Source organism: Roseateles sp., from assembly GCF_036404855.1.
Classification (GTDB): domain Bacteria; phylum Pseudomonadota; class Gammaproteobacteria; order Burkholderiales; family Burkholderiaceae_C; genus Pelomonas.
In genome coordinates this window covers 1-22,777 of sequence record NZ_DASWYS010000068.1, presented here as the reverse complement: position 1 = coordinate 22,777, position 22,777 = coordinate 1, and the positions used below count along the sequence as shown (strand labels likewise).

At 69.0% G+C, this 22,777-nt stretch carries 16 protein-coding genes; 3 read left to right on the top strand and 13 right to left on the bottom strand.

What is annotated here, in order from left to right; genetic code table 11:
* Positions 1-4 precede the first annotated feature (4 nt).
* The 5 genes from VGF12_RS04650 to VGF12_RS04630 all read right to left on the bottom strand — a co-directional run bounded on the left by VGF12_RS04650 (position 5) and on the right by VGF12_RS04630 (position 8,358).
* Entirely contained in the window at positions 5-3,442 is a 3,438-nt protein-coding gene (locus VGF12_RS04650; RefSeq protein ID WP_331174877.1) for a transglutaminase family protein, read from the bottom strand.
* Positions 3,443-3,451: 9 nt separating this feature from the next.
* A complete protein-coding gene (locus tag VGF12_RS04645) occupies positions 3,452-4,387 on the bottom strand; it encodes an alpha-E domain-containing protein (RefSeq protein WP_331174876.1) in 936 nt (311 codons plus the stop codon).
* A 14-nt stretch (positions 4,388-4,401) separates the two neighbouring features.
* Positions 4,402-5,835, bottom strand: coding sequence for a circularly permuted type 2 ATP-grasp protein (locus tag VGF12_RS04640; RefSeq protein WP_331174875.1), 1,434 nt, complete (start codon positions 5,833-5,835; stop codon positions 4,402-4,404).
* Positions 5,836-5,993: 158 nt separating this feature from the next.
* Positions 5,994-7,973: a TonB-dependent receptor gene (locus tag VGF12_RS04635; protein WP_331174874.1), complete on the bottom strand. Its 1,980-nt coding sequence runs from the start codon at positions 7,971-7,973 to the stop codon at positions 5,994-5,996.
* Positions 7,974-8,043: 70 nt separating this feature from the next.
* The gene (locus VGF12_RS04630) at positions 8,044-8,358 is read right to left on the bottom strand and encodes a hypothetical protein (RefSeq protein WP_331174873.1); all 315 of its coding nucleotides are present in this window, start codon (positions 8,356-8,358) and stop codon (positions 8,044-8,046) included.
* A gap of 49 nt (positions 8,359-8,407) precedes the next feature.
* Between VGF12_RS04630 and VGF12_RS04625 the strand changes: the two genes are divergently transcribed.
* Complete coding sequence (locus VGF12_RS04625; protein WP_331174872.1) at positions 8,408-9,604, top strand: M20 aminoacylase family protein; 1,197 nt, start codon at positions 8,408-8,410, stop codon at positions 9,602-9,604.
* Positions 9,601-10,155 (top strand): DUF1415 domain-containing protein, encoded by a 555-nt coding sequence (locus VGF12_RS04620; RefSeq protein ID WP_331174871.1) that lies wholly within the window; start codon positions 9,601-9,603, stop codon positions 10,153-10,155. The genes VGF12_RS04625 and VGF12_RS04620 overlap by 4 nt, the downstream gene beginning before the upstream one ends.
* On the opposite strand, the gene VGF12_RS04615 is transcribed toward VGF12_RS04620, so the two are convergent.
* Positions 10,145-10,498, bottom strand: a complete 354-nt coding sequence (locus tag VGF12_RS04615) for a hypothetical protein (protein WP_331174870.1) — start codon at positions 10,496-10,498, stop codon at positions 10,145-10,147. The two genes, VGF12_RS04620 and VGF12_RS04615, sit on opposite strands and share 11 nt — an antisense overlap.
* A gap of 164 nt (positions 10,499-10,662) precedes the next feature.
* Between VGF12_RS04615 and VGF12_RS04610 the strand changes: the two genes are divergently transcribed.
* A complete protein-coding gene (locus VGF12_RS04610) occupies positions 10,663-11,352 on the top strand; it encodes a response regulator transcription factor (RefSeq protein ID WP_331174869.1) in 690 nt (229 codons plus the stop codon).
* 22 nt (positions 11,353-11,374) lie between these two features.
* Here the strand turns inward: VGF12_RS04610 and VGF12_RS04605 are convergent, their stop codons facing one another.
* The 7 genes from VGF12_RS04605 to VGF12_RS04575 form a co-directional block, all read right to left on the bottom strand.
* Entirely contained in the window at positions 11,375-13,087 is a 1,713-nt protein-coding gene (locus VGF12_RS04605; RefSeq protein WP_331174868.1) for a diguanylate cyclase, read from the bottom strand.
* Entirely contained in the window at positions 13,084-13,707 is a 624-nt protein-coding gene (locus VGF12_RS04600; protein ID WP_331174867.1) for a cyclic nucleotide-binding domain-containing protein, read from the bottom strand. Before VGF12_RS04600 ends, VGF12_RS04605 begins: the two co-directional genes overlap by 4 nt.
* Complete coding sequence (locus VGF12_RS04595; RefSeq protein WP_331174866.1) at positions 13,704-15,524, bottom strand: cyclic nucleotide-binding and patatin-like phospholipase domain-containing protein; 1,821 nt, start codon at positions 15,522-15,524, stop codon at positions 13,704-13,706. Before VGF12_RS04595 ends, VGF12_RS04600 begins: the two co-directional genes overlap by 4 nt.
* A complete protein-coding gene (locus VGF12_RS04590) occupies positions 15,521-16,564 on the bottom strand; it encodes an adenylate/guanylate cyclase domain-containing protein (RefSeq protein ID WP_331174865.1) in 1,044 nt (347 codons plus the stop codon). The genes VGF12_RS04595 and VGF12_RS04590 overlap by 4 nt, the downstream gene beginning before the upstream one ends.
* Complete coding sequence (locus VGF12_RS04585) at positions 16,557-16,898, bottom strand: Hpt domain-containing protein (protein ID WP_331174864.1); 342 nt, start codon at positions 16,896-16,898, stop codon at positions 16,557-16,559. Before VGF12_RS04585 ends, VGF12_RS04590 begins: the two co-directional genes overlap by 8 nt.
* 73 nt (positions 16,899-16,971) lie before the next feature.
* On the bottom strand, positions 16,972-19,164 hold the full coding sequence (locus VGF12_RS04580; protein WP_331174863.1) for a response regulator: 2,193 nt from the start codon (positions 19,162-19,164) through the stop codon (positions 16,972-16,974).
* On the bottom strand, positions 19,165-22,777 hold a 3,613-nt coding region (locus VGF12_RS04575), incomplete at its 5' end, for a GAF domain-containing protein (protein WP_331174862.1).

The following is a 22,777-nucleotide window of genomic DNA, read 5'->3' as shown; positions in this document are numbered from 1 at the left end:
CGGCCTAGTTTGCCTTGCGCAGGTCCAGGGTGAACGGGAACTCCAGGCTGCGCTGCGGCTCTTTCACCTCGACACGCCCCGGCGAATGGCCGAGGGCCGCAAATCGCGCAAGGCGCCGGCTCTCGGCTTCGTAGGCGTTGACGGGCAGGGTTTCGTAGTTGCGGCCTCCCGGGTGGGCGACGAAATAGCGGCAGCCACCCAGCGCCTTCTGCTGCCACGTGTCGATCAGGTCCACCGTCAAAGGCGCATGGATGCCGATGGTGGGGTGCAGGGCCGACGGCGGCAGCCAGGCCCGATAACGCACGCCGCAGACGAACTCGCCGACGCGGCCGGTGGGCTGCAGCGGCAGCGCATGACCATTGACGGTGATGCGGTGGCGCGGGTCGACGAGGCCGCTGACATGAACTTCCAGCCGCTCCAGCGACGAGTCCACATAGCGCACCGTGCCACCGGCTGTGCCCTCTTCGCCCATCACGTGCCAGGGCTCCAGCGCGCCGCGCAGCGTCACGTGCACGCCGCGCGAAGCAAACTCGCCGTACTTGGGGAAGCGGAACTCGAAGTGCGGCGCGAACCAGTCGGCGTCGAGGGCGTAACCAGCGTCGGCCATGTCCTGCATGACGTCGGCGAAGTCCTCGCGTACGAAGTGCGGCAACAGCCAGCGGTCGTGCAGCTCGGTGCCCCAGCGCACCAGCGGCACGCGGTAGGGTTGGCGCCAGAAGCGCGCCACCAGCGCGCGCAGCAGCAGCTGCTGCACGATGCTCATGCGCGCATGCGGCGGCATCTCGAAGGCACGCAGCTCAAGCAGGCCGAGCCGCCCCGTCGACGCGTCTGGGGAGTAGAGCTTGTCGATGCAGAACTCACTTCGATGCGTGTTGCCCGTCACGTCGACCAGCACGTTGCGCAGCATGCGGTCGATGAGCCAGGGTGGCGCGTCATCGCCCAGCTTGTGGATTTCGCCGAGCGCGATCTCCAGCTCGCGCAACTGGTCGTTGCGCGCCTCGTCCACGCGCGGCGCCTGGCTCGTGGGGCCGATGAAGAGGCCACTGAACAGATAGCTGAGCGACGGATGGTTGTGCCAATAGGCCAGCAAGGACGCGAGCAGCGAAGGCCGGCGCAGGAAGGGCGAGTCGACCGGCGTGGCGGCGCCCAGCACGAAGTGGTTGCCGCCACCGGTGCCGCTGTGCCGGCCGTCGATCATGAACTTCTCACTGGACAGCCGGGTCGTGCGCGCGGCCTCGTAGAGGAACTCGGTGTGCTGGACCACCTCGGCCCAGTTGTGGGCCGGGTGGATGTTGACCTCGATGACACCGGGGTCGGGCGTCACCTGCAGCAGCTTGAGCCGCGGATCACGCGGCGGCGGATAGCCCTCCAGCACGACACGGTAGCCGGTGTCCTCGCAGGCAGTCTCCACCGCCGCCAGCAGCTCCAGGTAATGCTCGACCTTCTCCAGCGGCGGCATGAAGACATAGAGCACGCCGCTGGTTGCGCCCTGGGCCTCGGCCTTGGGGCCGTTGGCGCGGCGCGGGTCGCGGGCCTCGACGCACAACGCCGTGCGGGTGATGCCGCTGGCGCTTTGGAAGCGCTGCGGCGCCCCACTCCCGCCCAGCAGATGGCTGCCTCCCACGCCGCCGAGCCCGCCCACCGCCGCGACGTCCTGGCGCAAGCCCGGCGTCGGGCCGGGTGTCGATCCGGAGGGCATGACGCCCAGGGTCTGCGCCCGCAGCGCGGCCGCCGCGGGCAGCATGCCACGTGGTGCGAAGGGGTCCTGCTCGATCAGGTAGGGGTAGTCGCCCTTGCTGACCCAGGGCAGTGAATCCAGCGGTAGACGCCAGCCCATGGGCGAGTCGCCGGGGTAGAGGTAGAGGCGCTCGTCGCGGAAGAACCAGGGGCCGGTCTGCCAGCGGCTGCCGCCAAGTTGCGCTCCAGGCGGATTGCCGGCATGGCGGATGGGGAGCACATAGCCGACGACGTGGGACAACCCTTGGTCGAAGACGCGGCGCAGGCGCACCCGCTCCAGCTCGTCGTCCAGGCGCGAATCGAAGGGGTCGACGTTGACCGGCAGGCGCCGCTCGCGCCACAGGTAGTACCAGGTGTCCTCGTAGGCGGGCTGCACATGACTGTCGGGCAGGCCAAGCCGCCGGGTCAGCGCGGCCATGAAGGTCTTGGCATGCTCGCTGGTGTAGGCGTGCCCCTCGCGCTCATCGGCGAACCAGTCCGGGTTGCGCCAGCAAGGCTGGCCATCGGCCCGCCAGTAGATGGACAGCGCCCATCGCGGCAGTTGCTCGCCGGGATACCACTTGCCCTGGCCGAAATGCAGAAAACCGCCCTGGCCGTACTCGTCACGCAGCTTGTGCGTCAGCTGCTGCGCATAGATGCGTTTGGTGGGGCCCAGCGCTTCGGTGTTCCATTCGGGCGCGTCGCGGTCGCCGATGGCAACAAAGGTGGGCTCGCCGCCCATGGTCAGCCGCACGTCACCGGCGACGAGTTCGCGGTCCACGTGTTCGCCGAGCCGGAGCACCTCGGCCCATTGCGCCTCGGTGTAGGGCTTGGTGACGCGCGGCGATTCGAAGATGCGCGTGACGCTCATCTCATGGCCGAACTCGACCTCGCTCTTGTCGACACCGCCGCTGATGGGCGCGGCGCTGCCAGGCGTCGGCGTGGCGGCCAGCGGAATGTGACCTTCACCGGCCAGCAGGCCAGAGGTGGGATCGAGGCCGATCCAGCCGGCGCCGGGCAGGTAGATCTCGCACCAGGCGTGCAGATCGGTGAAGTCGACCTCCGTGCCACTGGGGCCGTCCAGCGCCTTCTCGTCGGGCGTCAGCTGGATCAGGTACCCGGACACGAAACGCGCCGCCAGTCCCAGGTGGCGGGCCAGATGCACCAGCAGCCAGCCGGAGTCGCGGCAAGAGCCCGAGGCCTTCTCCAATGTCTCCTCGGGCGTCTGCACGCCGGGCTCCATGCGTATCAGGTAGGACACGCTGCTCTGCACGCGCTGGTTCAGGTCGACGATGAAGTCGATGGTGGGCCGTTCGGTACGCGGGATGTCTTCCAGATAGGCGGCCAGCCGCGGCGTGGCTGCTTCCACCTGCAGGTAGGGTGCAAGCTCGATCTGCTGGGACTCGTCATAGGCGAACGGGAACTTCTGCGCGTGCGGTTCCAGGAAGAAGTCGAAAGGGTTGTAGACCGCCATCTCGGCGACCAGGTCCACCGTGACGGTGAACTCGGTCGTCTTCTCCGGAAACACCAGCCGCGCCAGGTAGTTGGCGAACGGGTCTTGCTGCCAGTTGACGAAATGATTCTCTGGCTCGATGCGCAGCGAGTACGACAGCACCGGCGTGCGGCAGTGCGGCGCCGGACGCAGGCGCACGACCTGCGGGCCGAGGTTGACCTGGCGGTCGTACTTGTAGCGGGTGACGTGTTTGAGCGCGACGTGGATGGCCATGCTCAGCCCTCAGACGAGGAAGTCTCTGGAAATGCCGTTGCCCAGATCGGCGACCTCGGCAAGGAAGCCGTCGAGGAAGGGATGCAGGCCCTGGGCGAGGATCTCGTCGATGCGGCCGAAGGCCAGCTCGGCCTCCAGCCGGCCGACGCGGCGCAGCGTCTCGCCCGACTGGGCGTTGGCCACGCGCTTCAGATTGGCCAGCATGCGCGTCACGCAATGCGACAGCGAGCGCGGCATATCGGAGCGCAGGATCAGCAGCTCGGCGACCTTGTCGGGCTGGATGACGTTGCTGTAGACCCTGCGATAGATCTCGAAGCCCGACACCGAGCGCAGCACGGCAGACCAGTAGTAGAAGTCGTGGGCCGCATCGCGCTCCGTTCCGGTGTCGTCCTGCCGGTAGAACTTGACGTCCAGCAGCCGCGCCGTGTTGTCGGCGCGCTCCAGGAAGGAGCCGATGCGTATGAAGTGGAAGGCCTCGTCCTGCAGCATGGTGCCCACCGTCACGCCACGGGACAGGTGCGAGCGGTATTTGACCCACTCGAACAGCTGCGACGGATCGCGCGTCAGCGCCCCCTCGCGCAGCAGGCGGCGGAACTCCAGCCATGTCTGGTTCATGGTCTCCCAGACCTCGGTCGTGAGAGCCCCGCGCACGGCTCGCGCGTTCTCGCGGGCGGCGCGCAGGCAGTTGAAGATGGACGAGAGGTTGCTCTCGTCGGCCACCATGAACTCCATGACATTGCGGCTGTTGATCGTCGAGTACTTGGCGCCGTACAGGCCGTTCAGCTCCGAGATGGACACCAGACTGCGCCAGGTCTGTTCGGACTTGTCGGCGGACTGGGGCTGCAGCGACGTCTGGTAGGCGATATCCAGCATCCGCGCCGTGTTCTCGGCCCTCTCGATGTACCGGCTCAGCCAGAAGAGATGGTCTGCGGTTCTTGACAGCATCGATCGGTCCTCCCTCAATCCTCAAGAACCCAGGTGTCCTTGGTCCCGCCACCCTGGCTGCTGTTGACCACGAGCGACCCCTCCTTCAGCGCGACCCGAGTCAGTCCACCCGGCACCATGCGCACCGTCGCGCCCGACAACACGAAGGGTCGCAGATCGATGTGACGGGGCGCGATGCCGCTGTCGACAAAGGTCGGGCAAGTGGACAGCGACAGCGTCGGCTGCGCGATGTAGTTGCCGGGGTTGGCCAGCAGTCGGGCGCGGAAGGCCTCGATCTCGCCCTTGCTGGCCCCAGGCCCAACCAGCATCCCGTAGCCACCCGCGCCATGGACTTCCTTGACGACCAGCTCAGGGAGATGGGCCAGCGTGTAGGCCAGGTCCTCCTTCTCGCGGCAGACATAGGTCGGCACGTTCTGAAGGATGGGTTTCTCGCCGAGGTAGAACTCGATCATCTTCGGCACATAGGGGTAGATGGACTTGTCGTCCGCGATGCCCGTGCCGATGGCGTTGGACAGCGTCACGCGGCCGGCCTTGACGGCCTCCACCAGGCCCGCGCAGCCCAGCTGCGAATCGGCGCGGAACACCTGCGGATCCAGGAAGTCGTCGTCGATGCGGCGGTAGATGACGTCCACGCGCTTCGGCCCGCGCGTGGTGCGCATGTACACGAAGCCACCGTCGACGAACAGGTCCTGGCCCTCGACCAGCTCCACACCCATCTGCTGCGCGAGGAAGGCGTGCTCAAAGTAGGCGGAGTTGTACATGCCCGGCGTCATGACCACCACTGTGGGGTCGGACACGCCGGACGGCGCCACGCTTCGCAACGTATCCAGCAGCAGATCGGGGTAATGGGCTACCGGCGCGATGCGGTGCTGCACGAACAGGTCGGGGAAGAGCCGCATCATCATTTTGCGGTTCTCCAGCATGTAGCTCACACCCGAGGGCACGCGCAGGTTGTCTTCCAGCACGTAGTACTGTCCGCTGCCATCGGCATGGCCGGCGCGCACGATGTCGACGCCGGCGATGTGGCTGTAGACCCCGCCCGGCACGTCCACGCCCATCACCTCCTTGCGGAACTGCGCGTTGCCCAGAATCTCCTCGGCGGGCACGACGCCGGCCTTCAGGATGTCCTGGTCGTGATAGACGTCGTGGATGAATCGGTTCAGCGCAGTGACGCGCTGGGCCAGGCCGGCCTGCATGGACGTCCACTCGGACGCCGGAATGACGCGCGGGATCAGGTCGAAGGGAATCAGGCGCTCCGTGCCCTCGCCCGAGTCCTTGTCGCCATAGACGGCGAACGTGATGCCCACCCGCCGGAAGATCAGCTCGGCCTGCTCGCGCCGCTCGCGCATCAATGACTCGGGCTGGTCGGCCAGCCAGCGGGCGTAGGACTCGTAGTGCGCACGGGTGGTGGCCCCCGCGGCATTCATCTCGTCAAAGGCGGTCTGCATCTTCGCTCCTGTTCCCAGAACCAGCCGACGCAAGTTCCGCGCCCGAATGAGGCGGCGGCTTCTGGTGCGCGCAGGCACTGCTCAAGTGCAGGATGCCCACTGCCGGGGCGCCGAGGCACCGGATTTATACCGGGGCCGCGGCTTTCCCCGTTAGGCCGTTAGAACCTGATCTGCAGGCCCGTGCTGGCGGAGCGGCCCGGCTGGGGCGCCAGGTCCCGGATGGTCGGCACGGCCGTGGCGTTGTAGGCCAGCTTGTTGGCCAGGTTGTCCAGCTTCAGGTACCAGAGGGCGTCCGTCTGGCCCCAGCGCAGTTGGCGCGCCACGGACAGGCGCAGCGTGCCGTAGCCGGGCGTCGGTGTGTCGAACTGGGCGACACGGGTCTGGCGCGCGGCGCCGCGCCATTCCACCTTGGCCGTCCAGTCACCCTGTTTCGCCTCCAGACCCAGCATGGCGCGCAGCGGCGCCAGGCGGGGCAGCGGCTCGCCTGTGGCGCGGTTGTTGCCCCGCACGGCGTCGAACTGGCTCAGCAGCGCCAGCACCGGGCTGACCTGCCAGCGCCCCTCGACCTCCACGCCGCGCAGCCGCGCCGGCACCGCCTGGAAGGCGTAGACCGGCACCTCTTCACCGCCGTGGTCGACCGTCTCGCCGCTGGCCTGCAGCGCGATGTAGTTGGCAAAGCGGGTCTCGTAGACGTTGACGTGCACATGGCTGCCGCTGCCTTCCCACTTCAGGCCCACGTCCAGGCCCTTGGACTTCTCCAGGCCCAGGCCGGCATCGCCGCGCTCATACGCAGCGCTGGCCACATGCAGGCCATTGGCGAACAGCTCGTAGTAGGCCGGCGCGCGCTCGGTACGGTTCAGGTTGGCACTCAGGCTCCACGCCTGCGAGAGCGGATAGACGCCGCTCAGCGCCAGGCTCAACGGCCGGAAGCGCCTCGCCTGCGCATCGCCGAAGCGCTCGCCGCCGTCCGAGTCCACGGTCACGCGTTCGGTGCGGGCACCCGCCGACCAGTCCACGCCGCCGAGCTTCGCCTGCTCCAGCAGGAAGACGCCGGTGTTGCGGGTGCGCGTGCTCGGCACGAAGGCCTCGTCACCCAGCGCGGAGAAGTCCAGCGCCTCCGTCTGCAGGCCCACCAGGCCCCTGAGCGGGCCGAAGGCGACATGCTCGATTTCCACGCGGCCGTCGGTGCCGGTGCTCTTGAAGGTGGTGCCGACAAGGTCCCCCTCCATTTCGGTGTGCTCGTAGCGGTTACGGCTGAGCTGCCAGCTGATGCGGTGGATGGGGCCGTCGACGGTCGCCCACTCGCCGGCCGTGGCCACGCGCTGGCGCTGCATGCGGATGGTCACGTCCTCCTCGGCCGTCGTGCCGTAGTTGGTATGGAAATCGTCCACCGACACACCGGCAAAGCCGCCCTGGAAGAACACCGAGGCGCCCACCGCGCCGCCGTGGCTGCGCGCGGCGGAGTTGCGCACGCTCGAGCGGCTTTCACCCTCGCTGTCGAAGCGCGGCGCAATCTGGTCGCCGGCATCTCGGCCGGCGAGGTCAACGTGCCAGCCAACGCCGGAGTTGGCCTGGCCGCTGCCGCCGTCCAGCACGACGGCACCGCTTCTGTCCTTCGACGCACCGCCGAGACGGATCTCGGCCGCGCCGCTCAGACCGGGCGTGAAAGAGCGCGGGATGCGGTTGTCCAGCGTGTTGACGACGCCGCCGACCGCATTGCCGCCGTAAAGCAGCGCCGCGGCGCCGCGCAGCACCTCGACCTTGTCGATGACCAGTGGATCGATGGCCACACCATGGTCGAAGCTGAGGTTGGACGCGTCCACTGAGGCGCCCGAGTTGTTGAGGATGCGCACCCGGTCGCCGTCCAGGCCGCGGATGCTGGGCCGGCTGGCATTGGGCCCGAAGTTGGTGGCCGCCACGCCAGCCAGGCCCTGCAGGGTGTCGCCGAGGTTGGCGGCGCGCGTCAGCACGAGCTGGTCGCCCGCGAGCGAGTCGCTGGGCTGGGCCAGCAGCTGACTCTTCAGGGGGTTGCCGGTGACGACGACCTTGTCGAGGGATTCGGGCAGGGTGGGCTCGGCCTGGGCGGCGAGCGAGAGGAAACAGGCGGCCGCGATCGGCGCCAGCGCAAAGGAACGCATGAGAAGACTTCCGCAGGAAAACGCAAGGGCCCGCGCGCCGTCGGGGACGGCGCGGGAAACGGCTTGGAGTTCAGGCGGAAACGGGCGGTGCGCGGGCCGGTGGGCGCCAGTCGACGGCGCGCTCGGCGACGGTATCGAGCGGCGCGGCGGCGCGGGCCTCGACTGCGGCGCAGGCCGGTGGCTGGCCGGACTCAGCCGTCGGCGCACCGCTGGCCAGGTTAGCTGCGGTCAGGCAGAGGTCGCAGTGAACCAGGTGGGCGACGCCGTCGTCCTGGCGATCGCCGGCGGCGTGCGACAGCGCGTGCACCCCCGCCATCGCTTGGGCAATGGGGAGCAGCAGGGCCAGCCAGAACAGCCAGCTTCGGACGTTGCGACGCAGGTTCACGGCCGCAATCCTAAACTCCAAGGATCTCGGCGCCTGAAGTCACCCTCCCATGAAGCTCATCGACACCATCCTGGCCGATGCCCCCGCCATCACGGCCATCCGCCGCGATCTGCACAAGCATCCCGAACTCTGCTTCCACGAAGAGCGCACGGCGGACGTCATCGCCAAGGCGCTGACAGACTGGGGCATCCCCGTCCACCGCGGCCTGGGCAAGACCGGCGTGGTGGGCATCGTCAAGAACGGCACGTCCGACCGGGCTGTGGGCCTGCGCGCCGACATTGACGCGTTGCCGATGACGGAACGCAACCAGTTCCCGCACGCCAGCAGCTACCTGGGCCGCATGCACGCCTGCGGACATGACGGTCACACGGCCATGCTGCTGGCCGCAGCCAAGCATCTGGCGAGACACCGCAACTTCGACGGCACGGTCTACCTCGTGTTCCAGCCGGCCGAGGAAGGCGGCGGCGGCGCGCGCGAGATGATCAAGGATGGCCTGTTCGACAAGTTCCCGATGGAGGCCATGTTCGGCGCCCACAACTGGCCCGGCATGAAGGCCGGCCAGTTTGCGGTGAAGACCGGCCCGGTGTTCGCAAGCAGCAACGAGTTCAAGATCACGCTCAAGGGCAAGGGCTCGCATGCCGCCATGCCCCATCTCGGCATCGACCCGGTGCCGGCCGCCTGCCAACTGGTGTCGGCCTTCCAGACCATCATCAGCCGCAACAAGCGTCCCATCGACCCCGGCGTCATTTCGGTCACCATGATCCACGCCGGCGAGGCCACCAACGTCGTGCCCGACTCCGTCGTCATGGAAGGCACGGTGCGGACCTTCACGCTGGAGCTGCTCGACCTGCTGGAGCGCCGCATGAAGGACATGACGGAACAACTGGCCGGCGCGTTCGAGCTGACGGCCGAGTTCGAGTTCCGCCGCAACTATCCGCCCACCATCAATCACCCTGCCGAGACCGATTTCGTGCGACGGGTGCTGGCCGACATGGTCGGCACAGACAACGTGCAGGAGTTCGAGCCGACCATGGGCGCCGAGGACTTCAGCTACTACCTGCTGGACAAGCCCGGTTGCTACTTCCTGATCGGCAACGGCGACGGCGAGCACCGCATCGGCGGACACGGCCTGGGTCCGTGCACGCTGCACAACCCCAGCTACGACTTCAACGACGACCTCATCCCACTGGGCGGCTCCATGTGGGTCCGCATGGCCGAACAGTGGCTGAACGCGCCCAAGCCATGAGCCACGACCAAGTCATCGCCGACACCCGCGACTGGGTCGTCAAGGCCGTCATCGGACTGAACCTTTGCCCTTTCGCGAAGGCTGTTCACGTCAACGAACGCATCCGCTATGTCGTCAGCGACGCGACCGAACCTGAGGCGCTGCTGAAGGACCTCGCCCGCGAGCTGCTGGCACTGAACCGCGCCGATCCGGAGGACGTCGACACGACACTGCTCATCCACCCGAACGTGCTGCCCGACTTCCTGGACTTCAACGACTTCCTGGACGCCGCCGACGCGCTGGTGGAGGAGCTCAAGCTCGACGGCATCCTGCAGATCGCCGACTTTCATCCGGACTACCAGTTTGAGGGCAGCGCCGCCGACGACATCGCCAACTACAGCAACCGCTCGCCCTACCCGACGCTGCACCTGCTGCGCGAAGAGAGCATCGAGCGCGCCGTCGAGTCCATGCCCGACACGGCCTCCATCTACGAGAACAACCTCGACACGCTGGCGCGCCTGGGCCACGAGGGCTGGGCGGCGCTGGGCCTGAAGAAGCCACCTACTCCTTGACCCAGGAGAGGCTGCCGGCCCCCTTCTTGGGCGAATTCGCTCGCGTGCGCAGCACCGCGTCGAAGCCGCTGCGGCCGCCGTTCCATATCGCCGTCATCAGGCCCACCACGTCCTCCCGTGTGTAGGCGTCCAGGTCGCTGCGAAACTGCTTGACCGCCGCCGCCAGCACCTCCCTCGGCAGCTCCTGGTGGGTGGCCAGCACCACAAACATCGCTGCATGCAGGTCGGGCCAGGCTGCACACAGCGCCTGGATGCGCGGCAGCGCCTCCGCTGGCGCAGCACGATGGCCGGGCAACAGCCAATCCAACGGGTCAAGCGCCGGGCTTTCGGGGGTTTCATCCATCGCTTGCCTCCTGTTTATTGCAGATTTCACACGGCGCCGGGCCGTTGTCAATCATTTATGGCACGAAGACTGCGCAAATCGACGCGTTAAGCGCGATTGAAAGCATGCTGACGCCTCTGTCATGCGGCAAACTCCTTGGTTGCTCTTCGAGCCCACCGCCCGCCATGCAGCCCAAGACCCTTGCCCTCATTGACGACGACGCAGAGTATTCGGAATTCCTGGCCCAGTTCCTCCTGGAGCAGGGCATCGCCGTCAGTCGTTTCGACGACAGTAACGCCCTGCTTGCCGCGCCGGACGCCTTCACTTTCGACTTCTATCTTGTCGACCTGATGCTGCCCGGCGTCAATGGCGTGGAGCTCATCAAGATCCTGCGCCGCCGCACCGATGCCGGCGTCGTGGTCGTGTCGGGCCGCCTCGGCCCTGAAGTCTTCCGTGAAGTCATCACGGCTGGCGCCGACATGTACCTGGTCAAGCCGGTGCAGTTCGAGCAGGTGTCTCTGGCGATTGCCGCCGTGCAGCGCCGCGTTGCCAAGCCCTCGGCGGCTGATGCCGTCTGGAAGCTGGACCGCGCCAGCGGCGAGCTCGTCGTGCCGGATGGCACGCGCATCCAGCTCAGCGAGGCGGACCGGCAGTTGCTGGAGTGCTTTGCCCAGGCCAACGGCGAGCCCGTGACGCGCGAGGCGCTGCTGAACAAGCTGGGCCGCGAAGTGGCCGAGGGCGAGAGCGACGATGGCCTGTCGGCCACCATCTACCGGCTGCGCCGCCGTATCGAGCGCGCCACGCCCACGCTGGTGCCGCTGCAGAGCAAGTCGCGTGTCGGCTACGTGTTCCGCGCGCCGCTGCAGCTGATCTGAAGCCACCGCGGCCCCGGCGGCGCTAAGCCACGGCCTCGACCGTCTTCAGCACGACGGCATTGCGGCCGCCGCGCTTGGCTTCGTACAGCGCCGCGTCGGCACGGGTGATCAGCGGGCGTACGTCGGCATCCTCCGGCGCGGCCAGGCTGACGCCGATGCTGACCGTCAGCCGGCCGACTCCGGAGAAGTTCTCGGCCTCCACCATCGCGCGAATCTTCTCCGCCGTCAGCACGGCCTCCAGCGGCCCTCCCAGTTCCGGCAGCAACACGGCGAACTCCTCGCCGCCGAAGCGCGCCGGCACGTCGTTGGTGCGCACCGTCCTCAGCAGCACCTGTGCCAGCTGGCGCAGCACGGCGTCACCAGTCGGATGGCCGTGGACATCGTTGACCTGTTTGAAATGGTCCACGTCGACCAGCAGCAGGCCGTGCACACGCCCCTTGGCGGCGCCGTAACGACGATCCAGCGCCAGGGCCTCGGCAAGCCGGGCGTCGAGGCTGCGGCGGTTGTGCAAGCCGGTCAGCGGATCGCGTGTGGCCAGGTGCTCCAGCGCCGCGTTGGCGGCCTGCAGCTCGGCCGTGCGCTCCCGCACCTGGGCCTCGAGCGTCGCGTTCGTCCTCTGCAGCGCCTGCTCGGTCTCCAGCAGCGACTGCGCCATCGACCGCATCGAATCACTGAGCCGGGCCAGCTCCAGCGAGGCGGGCCGGGCGGGAAAGTCAGGGATGCGGCGTTCGGCTTCCACGCGCTCGGCGATGCGCGCCAGCTGCTCCACCGGCCTGCTGATGCGCCGTGCCAGCAACAGGGTCGCCAGCGTCAGCACAGCGGCCGCGAGCGCCCCCAGCAGCACCAGCTCGCGGCGCAGCGCGTGCACCGGTCGCATGGCCAGCTCCACGGGCTGGCGAGCGACGATGCGCCACCCCAGCTCGGCGTTGGTGCGCGCCAGCAGGGGCGCCTCGCTGGTGAGGTAGTCACGACCGTCGCCAAAACGCAGTGCGCCCTCGAAGCGGCCATTGGCCAACGCTCTGGGCAGCACGGATTCGCCGCCCGCCTGGGCCGTTGCCATCGCCTCGGGGTAGAGCACCCGGCCCTCGCGATCGATGATGAGGGCGTCCACGCCGCCGCCGGGCTTCTGGCGTTGCGTCACGCCCTCCACAAGGCCGGTGATCCAGCGCCAATGCGCCTGCGCTCCCACCACGCCCAGCAACCTGCCCTCGGCATCGCGGATGGGTGCAGCGAAGTCGATGAAGCGGGCCCGCTCGTTGCCCGGTGATGCCGGCATCAGGGCCGCCAGTGGCTGGGAGTCGTTCACGTCACCCACATAGACGCGCTCGCGCGCGGCGATGAACCAGCCGCGCTGGGCGACCGAGCGGCCCGTCAGCATGCCGCCGGTGGCCTGGAGCACCTTGCCGTCGGGGTCGGCCACGCCCACCCAGGCGAACTCGTCGTGCAGTTCCGCACGGCGCTCCAGGGCGTGACGCACACGGCCGGCGTCCAGCGGGCCTTCGACGAGCTGGGGGGCGCCACTGAGCAGCATGATCTCGCGCTCACGGTCACGCAACTGGGTGGCCAGCAGCTCCGCGGCCGACTGGGCGGTGGCACGTACGGCAGCCTGCTGGGTCGTGTAGAGCTCATCCGTGGCGAGCTTGCCGAGGTAGCCGCCCACCAGGGCCAGAATGGCAAGAGACAGTCCGCCGAGCACCAGGCTGAGCTGGCTGCGCAGGCTGAGCGGCCTCCTCATGCCGCGGGGGATGCGGCCGGGTGGCTGCGCTGCACGTCGTGCATCAGCCGGGCAACGATGAGCCGCATGACATGAAAGCCGAGTTTCGGGTTTTGATAGTAGAGCAGGGCCATTTCCTCGGCCGTGAGGCTGTAGACGACGCAGTCCGTCGTGGCCTCCAGCGTCAGCGTGCGGTGCCGGTCGGGAGCGAACAGGCCGATCTCGCCCACCAGGGCGCCAGGCGCCAGCGTCTCGTCGTACTCGACCAGGCGCAGTGTGCCGGTCTCCAAGTAGAGCATCTCGGTCGCCACATCGTTCTTGCGCCACAGCGTCGTGCCCGCCGCCACGGTGCGCCTGTGCATGTGCGGCAGCAGCCACTCCGAGGCCGGCGTGTCGCCACGCGCGCCTTCTATGGCCTTGACGAGCTTCCTGATCTGCAGCGTCTTCTTGATGTTGATGGGCACCAGCGCGCCGTAGAGCAGCAGCGTCGGCAACGCCGACTTGAGCGCGCCATAGGCGACAAGGAAGCAGCAGGCCGTCAGCGCAACGATGCGCAGCGGCAGCATGCTCTTCATCAGGTAGCTGGCCAGCATCAGCGCAGCGCCGATCAGGCCAAGGGCGGTGGCAAGGGTGTCGGTCATGGTTTCAGCAAGGCTTGGACTTCGGGACGGGCCAGCACCTCCTCGGCATGGGCACGGCCCTGCTCGACGATGGCGTCGAAACGCTGCCAGGCCAGCAGGCCGACACGCTCCAGCGGCGGATTGAAATAGACATCGCAGGCGGCCTGCGCGGCACGCCGGCGCGAGCTGCTGTAGAGGATGGTCACATTCAGCAGATAGGCCGACAGCGCGGGCAACCGGTAGCGCCGCCGGCCCCGCGGGCGCAACCGGTCGCGCAGCAGCGCCCAGGCGCTGGGCACCTCGTCGAAGTCGAGCTTGCGGGCCTTGTGCAGACTCAGGTCGGCGCCGATGACGAGTCCGATGCCGCGCCGAGCACGCATCACGTCGACCGGGAAGTTGTTGAAACTGCCGCCGTCGCAGAGCAGGTCCCCGTCGACGACGACGGGCGGCAGCGCGCCCGGGATCGCCGTGCTGGCGCGCAGCGCCCGCTCCAGCCGGCCATGGGTCAGCAGGGCTTCGCTGGCCTGGGAGTAGTTGGTGGCGATGCAGTAGAACGGCTTCCAGAGATCCTCGATGCCCGCCTCGGTGCCGACCAGCGCGCCGAGGGCGCGGTCCAGGCTGGCCCGCAACCGCCGGCCGCGGATCAGCGAGATCAGCGGCAGCAGGTTGAAGTCGCCGGTCGGGTTGCTCTTGAAGGCCTCGCGCGTCACGTCCATGACACGCTGCAGCGGTTGGTCGCTGGCCACCAGTGCGGCCATCACCGAGCCCATGCTGGTGCCGCCGACGCAGTCGACCTCCACGCCGTGCCGCTGCAGCGCACGCAGCAGTCCCAGGTGGGAGAAGCCGCGCGCGCCGCCGCCGGCCAACACCAGACCTACCCCGCGCCTCGCCTGAAGGCGGGCCAGTCGCGCCATGTCGGAGTCGAGGGCTGGCCGCACATGGAAATGGTCGGCCACCGGCCGCCGTGCCAGCCAGGCCGCCGTGCCGCACGGCGCCGGCGCGTCGGCCCCGTGCAGCAGCACCAGGATCTCGGCGGCCTCGGTACGTGGTGGCCGCTCGACGAGGCATTGCGTCTCGCTGGCATGCACGACCGGCTTGGCGCCCGCATCGGCCAGCAGCAGCACCTCGTCGGCGTGGCGGCAGCAGCAGCGCGTCCATGGCGTCGGCGCATCATCGGCGAGCAGCAGCACGAAGTCATGGGCGGACTCAATCTCGTCCAGCCACAGCGATACCTCGCGGTAGCGGTCGTCCCCCCCGCCCGCGGCGGACTGCACCGCCACGGCATCGATCACGCAGACGCGGCCGAAGCGGCCCAGCTCCGCGGCCAGCCCCCGGGCGAAGCCCGCCAGGTCCACCCCCTGCGTGATGGGCAAAAGGGTCTGCACGACCGGCGCAGCGAACGGTGCGACCACATGTTCGGTCTGCAGACGGTGCACGATCTGGCGCGTCAAGGCGACGCCGATTCCCGCATGGCGCTCGACAAGGTGGAGGAACTGGGCCTTGTCCAGCCGCACCAACAACGAGTCGCGGATGGCCACGACGGTGGCCGAACGCGGCGCATCGGTGTAGAGACTCATCTCGCCGATGACCTGGCCGCGGCCCAGCTCCCTCACCATGCGAGGCGCCTCACCCTCCTGGCTCACGTAGGCGCGCAGCCGGCCGCTGACCGACAGGTACATGGAGTCGCCCACCTCGCCCTGGCGCATCAGCGTCTGCCCGCCAGCCACCTCCACCCAGGCCAGTTGCTCGCGCAGCAGCGCCAGCGTCGCCGCGTCCAGCTCGCCGAAGGCCCGGGCCAGCAGTTCGCCCAACAGGCGATCGTGGTAGCCGCCCGTCATTCCAGCACCAAGGCGAACACGTCGACCGTGCTCGACTTGCCCTTGAACTGGACCGGCCCAAGGGGCTCGCTCGGCAGCGCATCGGCGAGCTGGGTGTGTGTGGCGGCGTCAAACAGAACGGCTCGGCCAGCCAACTTGGTGTGAGCCTCCATGCGGGCAGCGACGTTGACCGTGTCACCGATGCAGGTGTAGGTGGCGCGCTGGCGCGTGCCGGTGTAGCCGGCCACCACGTCGCCGCTGGCGATCCCCACGCCGATGTGGATCTCGGGCCGGCCACCCGCGCGCTGTTCCTGGCTGAACTGCGCCACCATCTCGATCATCTCGGCCGCCGCCAGCACGGCGCACCGGCCCGGCGCCTGCAGCGGCTGCGGCGCACCGAAGATGGCCATCAGGCCGTCTCCGATCATCTGGTTGACGACACCGCCATGGCCGTTGATGGCCGCGAACATCAGCGTGTAGTAGGTGTTCAGCAGCTCGATGATGTCCTCGGGAGGCTGGGACTCCGCCAGCGTCGTGAAGCCGCGGATGTCGCAGAACATCACCGTCGCCTGCACCTTGCGCCCCCCCAAGGCGAAGCCCTCCGCCTCCAGCTCCTCGGCCACCTCGCGCGTCGCGAAACGCCGCACCAGCTCGCGCTGCCGGTCGCGCAGGTGCTTGCGCTCGAGGCTCGCGTTGATGCGTGCCTTCAACAGCACGAGGTTGACGGGCTTGTGCAGATAGTCCTCCGCGCCCAGCTCGATGCAGCGCACGATGCTGTCGAGGCCCTCCACGGCCGAGGTCACGATGACCGGCAGCTCGCTGAGTTCAGGGCTGGCGCGCAGCCTCTCCAGCAGCTCGATGCCGTCCATGCCCGGCATGTGGATGTCCACCAGCAGCAGGTCGAAGGTCTCCTGCTGCACCCGCTGTAGCGCGGCCAGCCCGTCCTCCGCCATCTCGACCTTGTGTCCTAGCAGCTCGACGTGGCGAGCCAGCAGCAAGCGGTTGACGCGGTTGTCCTCGACCAGGAGGATGCGCGCGCGCTTGGCTCGGCGATCACGCATGGCGGCGCTCCTTCAGCTCGGCCGCGACGGCTTCGAACAGCACGCCCAACGCATCGACCCGAGCCGCGGCTGCGGCACCCAACTCGGCCAGCGGCGTGTGCTCCAGCTCGCGCGCCGCATCGGCAAAGGCTTGAGCGCCGAAGGTCACGCCGTTGCTCTTCAGCGAGTGCGCCTCGCGGCGGAAAGCCACGGCATCGCCCGCTGCGGTGGCCGCTCGCAGCGCCGCCAGGCCTTGCGGCGCGTCCTCCAGGAAGGAATCGATCAGCTCCGGCATGAAGTCCGCGCCGGCGCTGTCCACCAGGGCCGCAAACACCTGTTCATCGATCACCGTCATGGGGTCCTCCTTGGCGCCACGTCGTCGCGGCACCTCCATGCACATCCGTCAGCGCCTGGCGCTGGGTACGCCATCATGACCGCGGCACCGTGTCTTGCAAGGCCTTCACCAGCGCCTCCACGCGGATGGGCTTGGTCAGGTAGTCGTCCATGCCCGCCGCGATGCACGCCTCGCGGTCGCCCTGCATGGCATTGGCCGTCATCGCGACAATGCGAGGCCGGCCCGCTCCCATGCGCTCGACGATCAGCCGCGTGGCCGCCAAGCCGTCCATCTCCGGCATCTGCACGTCCATCAGCACCAGGTCGTAGGGCTGGCGCTGCACGCACTCGACGGCCTCCACGCCGTCGGCCGCCACGTCGGCGCGGTAACCCATCTGCGCCAGCAGGCGCAGGGCCAGCTTCTGGTTCACGGCGTTGTCCTCGGCCAGCAGGATGCGCAGCGGATGCCGGGCCGCCAGGTGCGCGTCCAGACGCGGTGCCGCGGGCGGCTCGGGCGCATGCACGGTGTCGTGATGCAGCACGGTCACGAGGGTGTCGAAGAGCTGGCTCTGGCGCAGCGGCTTCATCATGACGGCGGCGAACAGCCCCTCCTCCACGTCGCGCCGGCCGAGAGACGTGAATAGCACCCGCGGCAGCTCGGGCTTGAGGTCGCGCAGCCGGCGGGCCAGCGTCACGCCGTCCATGTGCGGCATGTGCATGTCGACGACGATCAGGTCGAAGGGCTCGGCCAGGACTTGCTGCAAGGCCTCCAGCCCGCTGTCGGTGTCGCGCACGTTCATGCCCCACTTGGCGGCCTGCAGCGCCAGGATGCGACGGTTGGTGGCGTTGTCATCGACCACCAGCATGCGCCGGCCCTTCAGTGCCGGCTGCGCACCGATGAACTCGCGCCGCGGCGCCTGGGGCGCGGCGCCCGCCACGACCGGCAGCGTGAAGCGGAAGCAGCAACCGCGACCCGGACCATCGCTTTCGGCCCACATGCGCCCGCCCATCAGCTCCACCAGCCGCTTGCTGATCGCCAGGCCCAGGCCGGTGCCGCCATACTTGCGGGTGGTGCTGCTGTCCGCCTGGCTGAAGCTTGCGAACAGACGCGATCGACCTTCCTCCGTCAATCCAATCCCGGTGTCGCGCACCGCGAAATGCAGCTCGCCGGCCTGCAACCGCGCGCTGACGACGACCTCGCCGCTCTCGGTGAACTTGACCGCGTTGGACAGCAGGTTGAGCAGGACCTGGCGCAACCGAGTCACGTCGCCCAGCAGCGTCTGCGGCAGGTCAGTCTCCGGCTCGAAGGCCAGCTCAAGGCCCTTCTCGGCCGCCCGCACGGCCATCAGGTCCAGGGCCGACTCGATGCAGTCTCGCAGCTCGAAGGGGTGCTGCTCAATGCCCATGCGGCCGGCCTCGATCTTGGAGAAGTCCAGGATGTCGTTGATGATGGTCAGCAAGGTCTCGCCACTGTCGCGGATGGTGGCGGCGTAGTCGCGCTGCTCGGCGCTCAGCGGTGTGTCCAGCAGCAGGCCGCTCATGCCGATGATGGCGTTCATCGGCGTGCGGATCTCGTGGCTCACCGTGGCCAGGAAGGCCGACTTGTGCGCGCTGGCCGCTTCCAGCACGGCGGTGCGCTCGCGCACGCGCTGCTCCGTCAGCGCCTCATTCAGGCGCTGGTTCTCGAAGCGCATACGGATGGAGCTGGTCAGCGCCTTGGCAAACACATGCGTATATGCCAGCGCACACAGCAGGACCAGCAGCGCCGTCATGCCGAACAGGTCGGCCAGTTCGACACGGGCCACGAGACAGCTCAGCAGGAAGGGCAGCGCGCAGGGCAGGATGAAGGCGTAGGCCAGCGGCAGCAGCACGGCCGTCGCGGTCGCGCAGCTGACGAGCATGCCCAGCTCGAGGACCAGGAGAGCAGTCAGGCGAATGACGGTGGGCTCGAAGAAGAGCGCCCCCGCGAGACCCCAGGTCAGGCCCAGCAGCACGTGAAAGCCCAACTGCAGTCGCAGCCAGTCGCGGGCGCGGCCCGCAGCCACCCAGGGCCGGTGCCGTGGCAGCAGCAGCCCGTAGAAGACGGCCACCAGCAGCACCACCGCGCAAGCCCAGCCGAGAAAGCGCGACCGGTCCAGCCCGCCGGCATGGGCCAGCGCCGCGGCCAGCAGCGGCAACACCAGAAGGGCCGCGGCCATACCGGCGCGCATGTTGTCGGCCAGGATCTGCAGCCGCACCGCGAGCAGCTGTTCCTCGTGGATCTCCGCCCCCTCGTTCTGCTCTGTCATTCAGGACTCCCTCGCCGTCGTTCTCAGCAAGGCCGCTGCCAGTTCGTCGACACGGATCGGCTTGGTGAGGTAGTCGTCCATGCCGGCAGCCAGGCAGATCTCGCGGTCGCCCTGCATCGCGTTGGCCGTCATCGCCACGATGCGCGGCCGCTCGCCCGCCGCCACGATGCGCCGCGACGCCTCCAGCCCGTCCATCTCCGGCATCTGCACGTCCATCAGCACCAGGTCGTAGGCCTGCCGACCCACCGCCTCGATCGCCTCCAGGCCATTGGCCGCCAGGTCCGCCCGGTAGCCCATCTGCTGCAACAGCCGCAGCGCCAGCTTCTGGTTCACCACGTTGTCCTCCGCCAGCAGGATGCGCAGCGGGTGGCGCTCGGCGAGGTTGTGCACGACCACCGGCTGGCTGCGCTGCCGTCGCGGCCCCGGCTGCACGTCGGCCGCCACGGCGGCACGCAGCGTGAAGCCGAAGCGCGCCCCATGGCCGGGGCCGTCGCTTTCGGCCCACATGCGCCCTCCCATCAGCTCGGCCATGCGCCGGCTGATGGCCAGGCCCAGGCCGGTGCCGCCGTACTTGCGCGAGGTGCTGGCATCTGCCTGGCTGAAGCTCTGAAACAGCCGCGACAAGCCTTCCGCCGTCAGGCCGATGCCGGTGTCGCGCACCAGGAAGCGCAGCTCCACGCCGGTCTCAGCCGGCGCTGCGTCCACCTCGACGGTGATGCCGCCGGTCTCGGTGAACTTGACCGCGTTGGACAGCAAGTTGAGCAGGATCTGGCGCAGCTTGGCCAGGTCGCCGATGATGCCGGCCGGCACGGAGGGCGCGAGATCCACGGCCAGGGCCAGGCCTTTCTCGCGAGCGCGCGGCGCGATCAGATCGATGGCCCCGTCCACGCAGTCGCGCAACGCGAAGGGTGCGCTCTCGATCTCCATGCGGCCGGCCTCGATCTTGGAGAAGTCCAGGATGTCGTTGATGATGGCCAGCAGCGCCTCGCCGGCCTCCCGTATGGTGGCGGCGTGGTCGCGCTGCTCGTCATCCAGCGCCGAGTCCAGCAACAGGCCGCTCATGCCGATCACGGCGTTCATCGGCGTGCGGATCTCGTGGCTCATGGTCGCCAGGAACGCACTCTTGGCCGCATTGGCCTGCTCGGCAGCGGCCTTCGCGGCCTGGGCCTCACCAAACAGGCGCGAGTTCTCCATCGCCACCGAGGCCGCCAGGCTCAAACCCACGAGGAAGTCCAGCTCGCCGCGCCGGAACGGCTGGCCGCCCAGGCGCCAGACCGTCAGCGCGCCCAGCACGCGCTGGCCGGCCCGAAGCGGCGCCACCATCATGCGTTCGTCGGGGTCTTCACCGGTGCCTTCCATGCGCACCCCGCGCGGGTCATCACGCGCGGCATTGATGACGCCCGGCTCGCCCTTGGCGATCAGCGAGCCGATGATGCCCTCGCCCACCGTGACGACAGCGTCCCGAACCTCGCTTTCGTAGCTGCCGACGGCAACGATGGCGCGGTAGCGCCGGGCCGCCGCGCCGGCCTCGCCTTCGTCCACGGGCACGAATACGGCGCTGTTGTCCACGCCCAGCAGCTCCTTGGCCTTCACGGCGATGCGGTTCATGACGGTGGCCACGTCCAGTGTCGACGAGATCTCGCGCCCCACCTCGGCCAGGGCCGCGCTCTCTCTGGTGCGGCGCTGGATCTCCTCGAACAACCGCGCGTTCTCAAGCGCCACGCCGACGCTGGCACCCACCGTGCACAGGAAGCGCACGTCGGCATCGCTGAAGGCGTTCTCGCGCTCGTAGCTCTCGACGAGGATGACCCCCATCACCAGGTCGCTGCCAATGATGGGCACGCTCGCGAAGGACAGGCATTGGTCGGTGCCAGGCACGGCCAGCAGGCCGGCGGCCTCGATCTCCGCCAGGTTTCGACAGACCAGCGGCTGGCGGGTGCGGCGCATCTGCGCAAACGGTCCGTCGGGCGACGGCCGCTCCGGCGGCAGCTGGATGGGCCGGCCGTGTTCGCGCTCGTAGAGGTAGTGGTTGAGGCCAGTGGTCGGGTCGAACCAGCGGATGCCAATATCCTGGGTGCCGAGCAGCTCGCAGAGGCGGTCGCCGACGCGCTGGATGATGGCCTCGAAGCTCAGCTCGGGCGACAGGCTCTGCTGCAGGCTGTTCAACATTGCCAGCTCGCCGACGCGGCGCTCCACCTGGGCCTTGCTGGCCAGCAATTCAGCCGTGCGCTCGGCCACGCGCTGCTCCAGGCCCTCGCGCAGGCGCAGGTTGGCCAGGGCCACGGCGGACTGGGCGGCCAGCATGACGAGCAGGTCGCGGTCGGCCGGGCGGAATGCGCCGAAGGCGCCGTCCAGGTCGGCATAGAGATAGCCGAGCAGCTCGCGTTCTGCGATCAGCGGTGCGACCAGGCAGGAGCGCTGCTGCACCGGCAGCGCGCCCTCGGGGCCGATGCGCAGGGCGGCCGCGCGGCTGCTGCGCGCCTCGTCCAGCCAGGGCGAGATGGCGCTCAGCAGCGCGCCCTCCCCGCCGGCCTCGCCCTGCGGCGTCAGGTGGCTGGCGATGTGGCGGCGCCCCGCGCCGTCCTCCAGCACCAGCAGCACGCGCTCGGCGCCGCTGACCTCGGCCGATTCGTCGACGAGGAACTCGTGCAGCTCGGCGCCCGAGGCCAGCTCGGCCAGGCGCAGGCCCACGTCGACCTGACGGGCGAAGCGCTCGTCCAGCCGTGCCTGGCCGCCAAGATGGCGCGCACGGCCGCCGCCGGCCAGCCAGGCCAGCACGACGGCGCGTGCCACCGGACGCTTGGCCAGGGAGTTGCGCTTCAGGCCCTCGTCGGACAGCCCGGCCAGGCGCAGGCATAGGAAACGGTAGGCGCGTGCCAGCGCCACGCCGGCCTCGCGCCTGCGACCAGCGGCACGCAAGGCCTCGCGGCGCTGCCACCACAGCGCTGACAGGTCCAGGTTCTCCAGCGGTGCCAGGCCTTGCTCCGCATGCAGCCGGGCCGCCTCGCCGCTGGCGTCCAGTGCCGCGCGTTGCCGCCCCGCCGCCAGCTCCGCCCAGGCGACCAGGCCCAGGTCCGCCATGCGCTGCGCGGCCGACGGCGAATGTTCCAGGGCCAGACGGAAGCTCGCCGCGGCAGCACTGGCGTTGCCCTCGGCCATGGCGATCTCGCCGCGCAGCCGCGCGATCTCGGAGCGGAAGCCGGGGTTCTGCCGCGCCAGGCCCAGGGCCTCGGCCTCGTCGGCATACGCGCGCGCGCCGGCCAGCGCGCCGGACTCCAGATCCAGCCGAGCCAGCGCCGTCAAGGTGTAGGGCAACAGTGCCGTGGCGCCGGTACGGCGCCAGATCGCCAGCGCGGCCAGATAGCGGCGCCGCGCACGCCGGCTCAGGCCCAGCGTGACGTAGTGGTTGCCGATGTTGTGGATGGCCGTGCCCTGGCGCTCGGCGTAGCCGGCGGCGGCAAAGGCTGCCAGCGCCAGCTTGCACAGGCGCAGGCAGTCGGCCAGGTCGGGATTGTTGAAGGTCAGCGCGTTGTGGGCATTGCCCTGGCCCAGCAGGTCGCCGCTGGCCAACGCCAGGACCAGCGCACCCTCGGCCGCCGCCCGCGCCTCGGCC

Bases quoted from the DNA above. Each gene is read 5' to 3' on its own strand.
- VGF12_RS04650 (WP_331174877.1), bottom strand. From the start codon at position 3,442: ATGGCCATCCACGTCGCGCTCAAACACGTCACCCGCTACAAGTACGAC.
- VGF12_RS04645 (WP_331174876.1), bottom strand. From the start codon at position 4,387: ATGCTGTCAAGAACCGCAGACCATCTCTTCTGGCTGAGCCGGTACATC.
- VGF12_RS04605 (WP_331174868.1), bottom strand. From the start codon at position 13,087: ATGAGGAGGCCGCTCAGCCTGCGCAGCCAGCTCAGCCTGGTGCTCGGC.
- VGF12_RS04590 (WP_331174865.1), bottom strand. From the start codon at position 16,564: ATGCGTGATCGCCGAGCCAAGCGCGCGCGCATCCTCCTGGTCGAGGAC.
- VGF12_RS04595 (WP_331174866.1), bottom strand. From the start codon at position 15,524: ATGACGGGCGGCTACCACGATCGCCTGTTGGGCGAACTGCTGGCCCGG.
- VGF12_RS04610 (WP_331174869.1), top strand. From the start codon at position 10,663: ATGCAGCCCAAGACCCTTGCCCTCATTGACGACGACGCAGAGTATTCG.
- VGF12_RS04620 (WP_331174871.1), top strand. From the start codon at position 9,601: ATGAGCCACGACCAAGTCATCGCCGACACCCGCGACTGGGTCGTCAAG.
- VGF12_RS04640 (WP_331174875.1), bottom strand. From the start codon at position 5,835: ATGCAGACCGCCTTTGACGAGATGAATGCCGCGGGGGCCACCACCCGT.
- VGF12_RS04600 (WP_331174867.1), bottom strand. From the start codon at position 13,707: ATGACCGACACCCTTGCCACCGCCCTTGGCCTGATCGGCGCTGCGCTG.
- VGF12_RS04580 (WP_331174863.1), bottom strand. From the start codon at position 19,164: ATGACAGAGCAGAACGAGGGGGCGGAGATCCACGAGGAACAGCTGCTC.
- VGF12_RS04625 (WP_331174872.1), top strand. From the start codon at position 8,408: ATGAAGCTCATCGACACCATCCTGGCCGATGCCCCCGCCATCACGGCC.
- VGF12_RS04615 (WP_331174870.1), bottom strand. From the start codon at position 10,498: ATGGATGAAACCCCCGAAAGCCCGGCGCTTGACCCGTTGGATTGGCTG.
- VGF12_RS04585 (WP_331174864.1), bottom strand. From the start codon at position 16,898: ATGACGGTGATCGATGAACAGGTGTTTGCGGCCCTGGTGGACAGCGCC.
- VGF12_RS04635 (WP_331174874.1), bottom strand. From the start codon at position 7,973: ATGCGTTCCTTTGCGCTGGCGCCGATCGCGGCCGCCTGTTTCCTCTCG.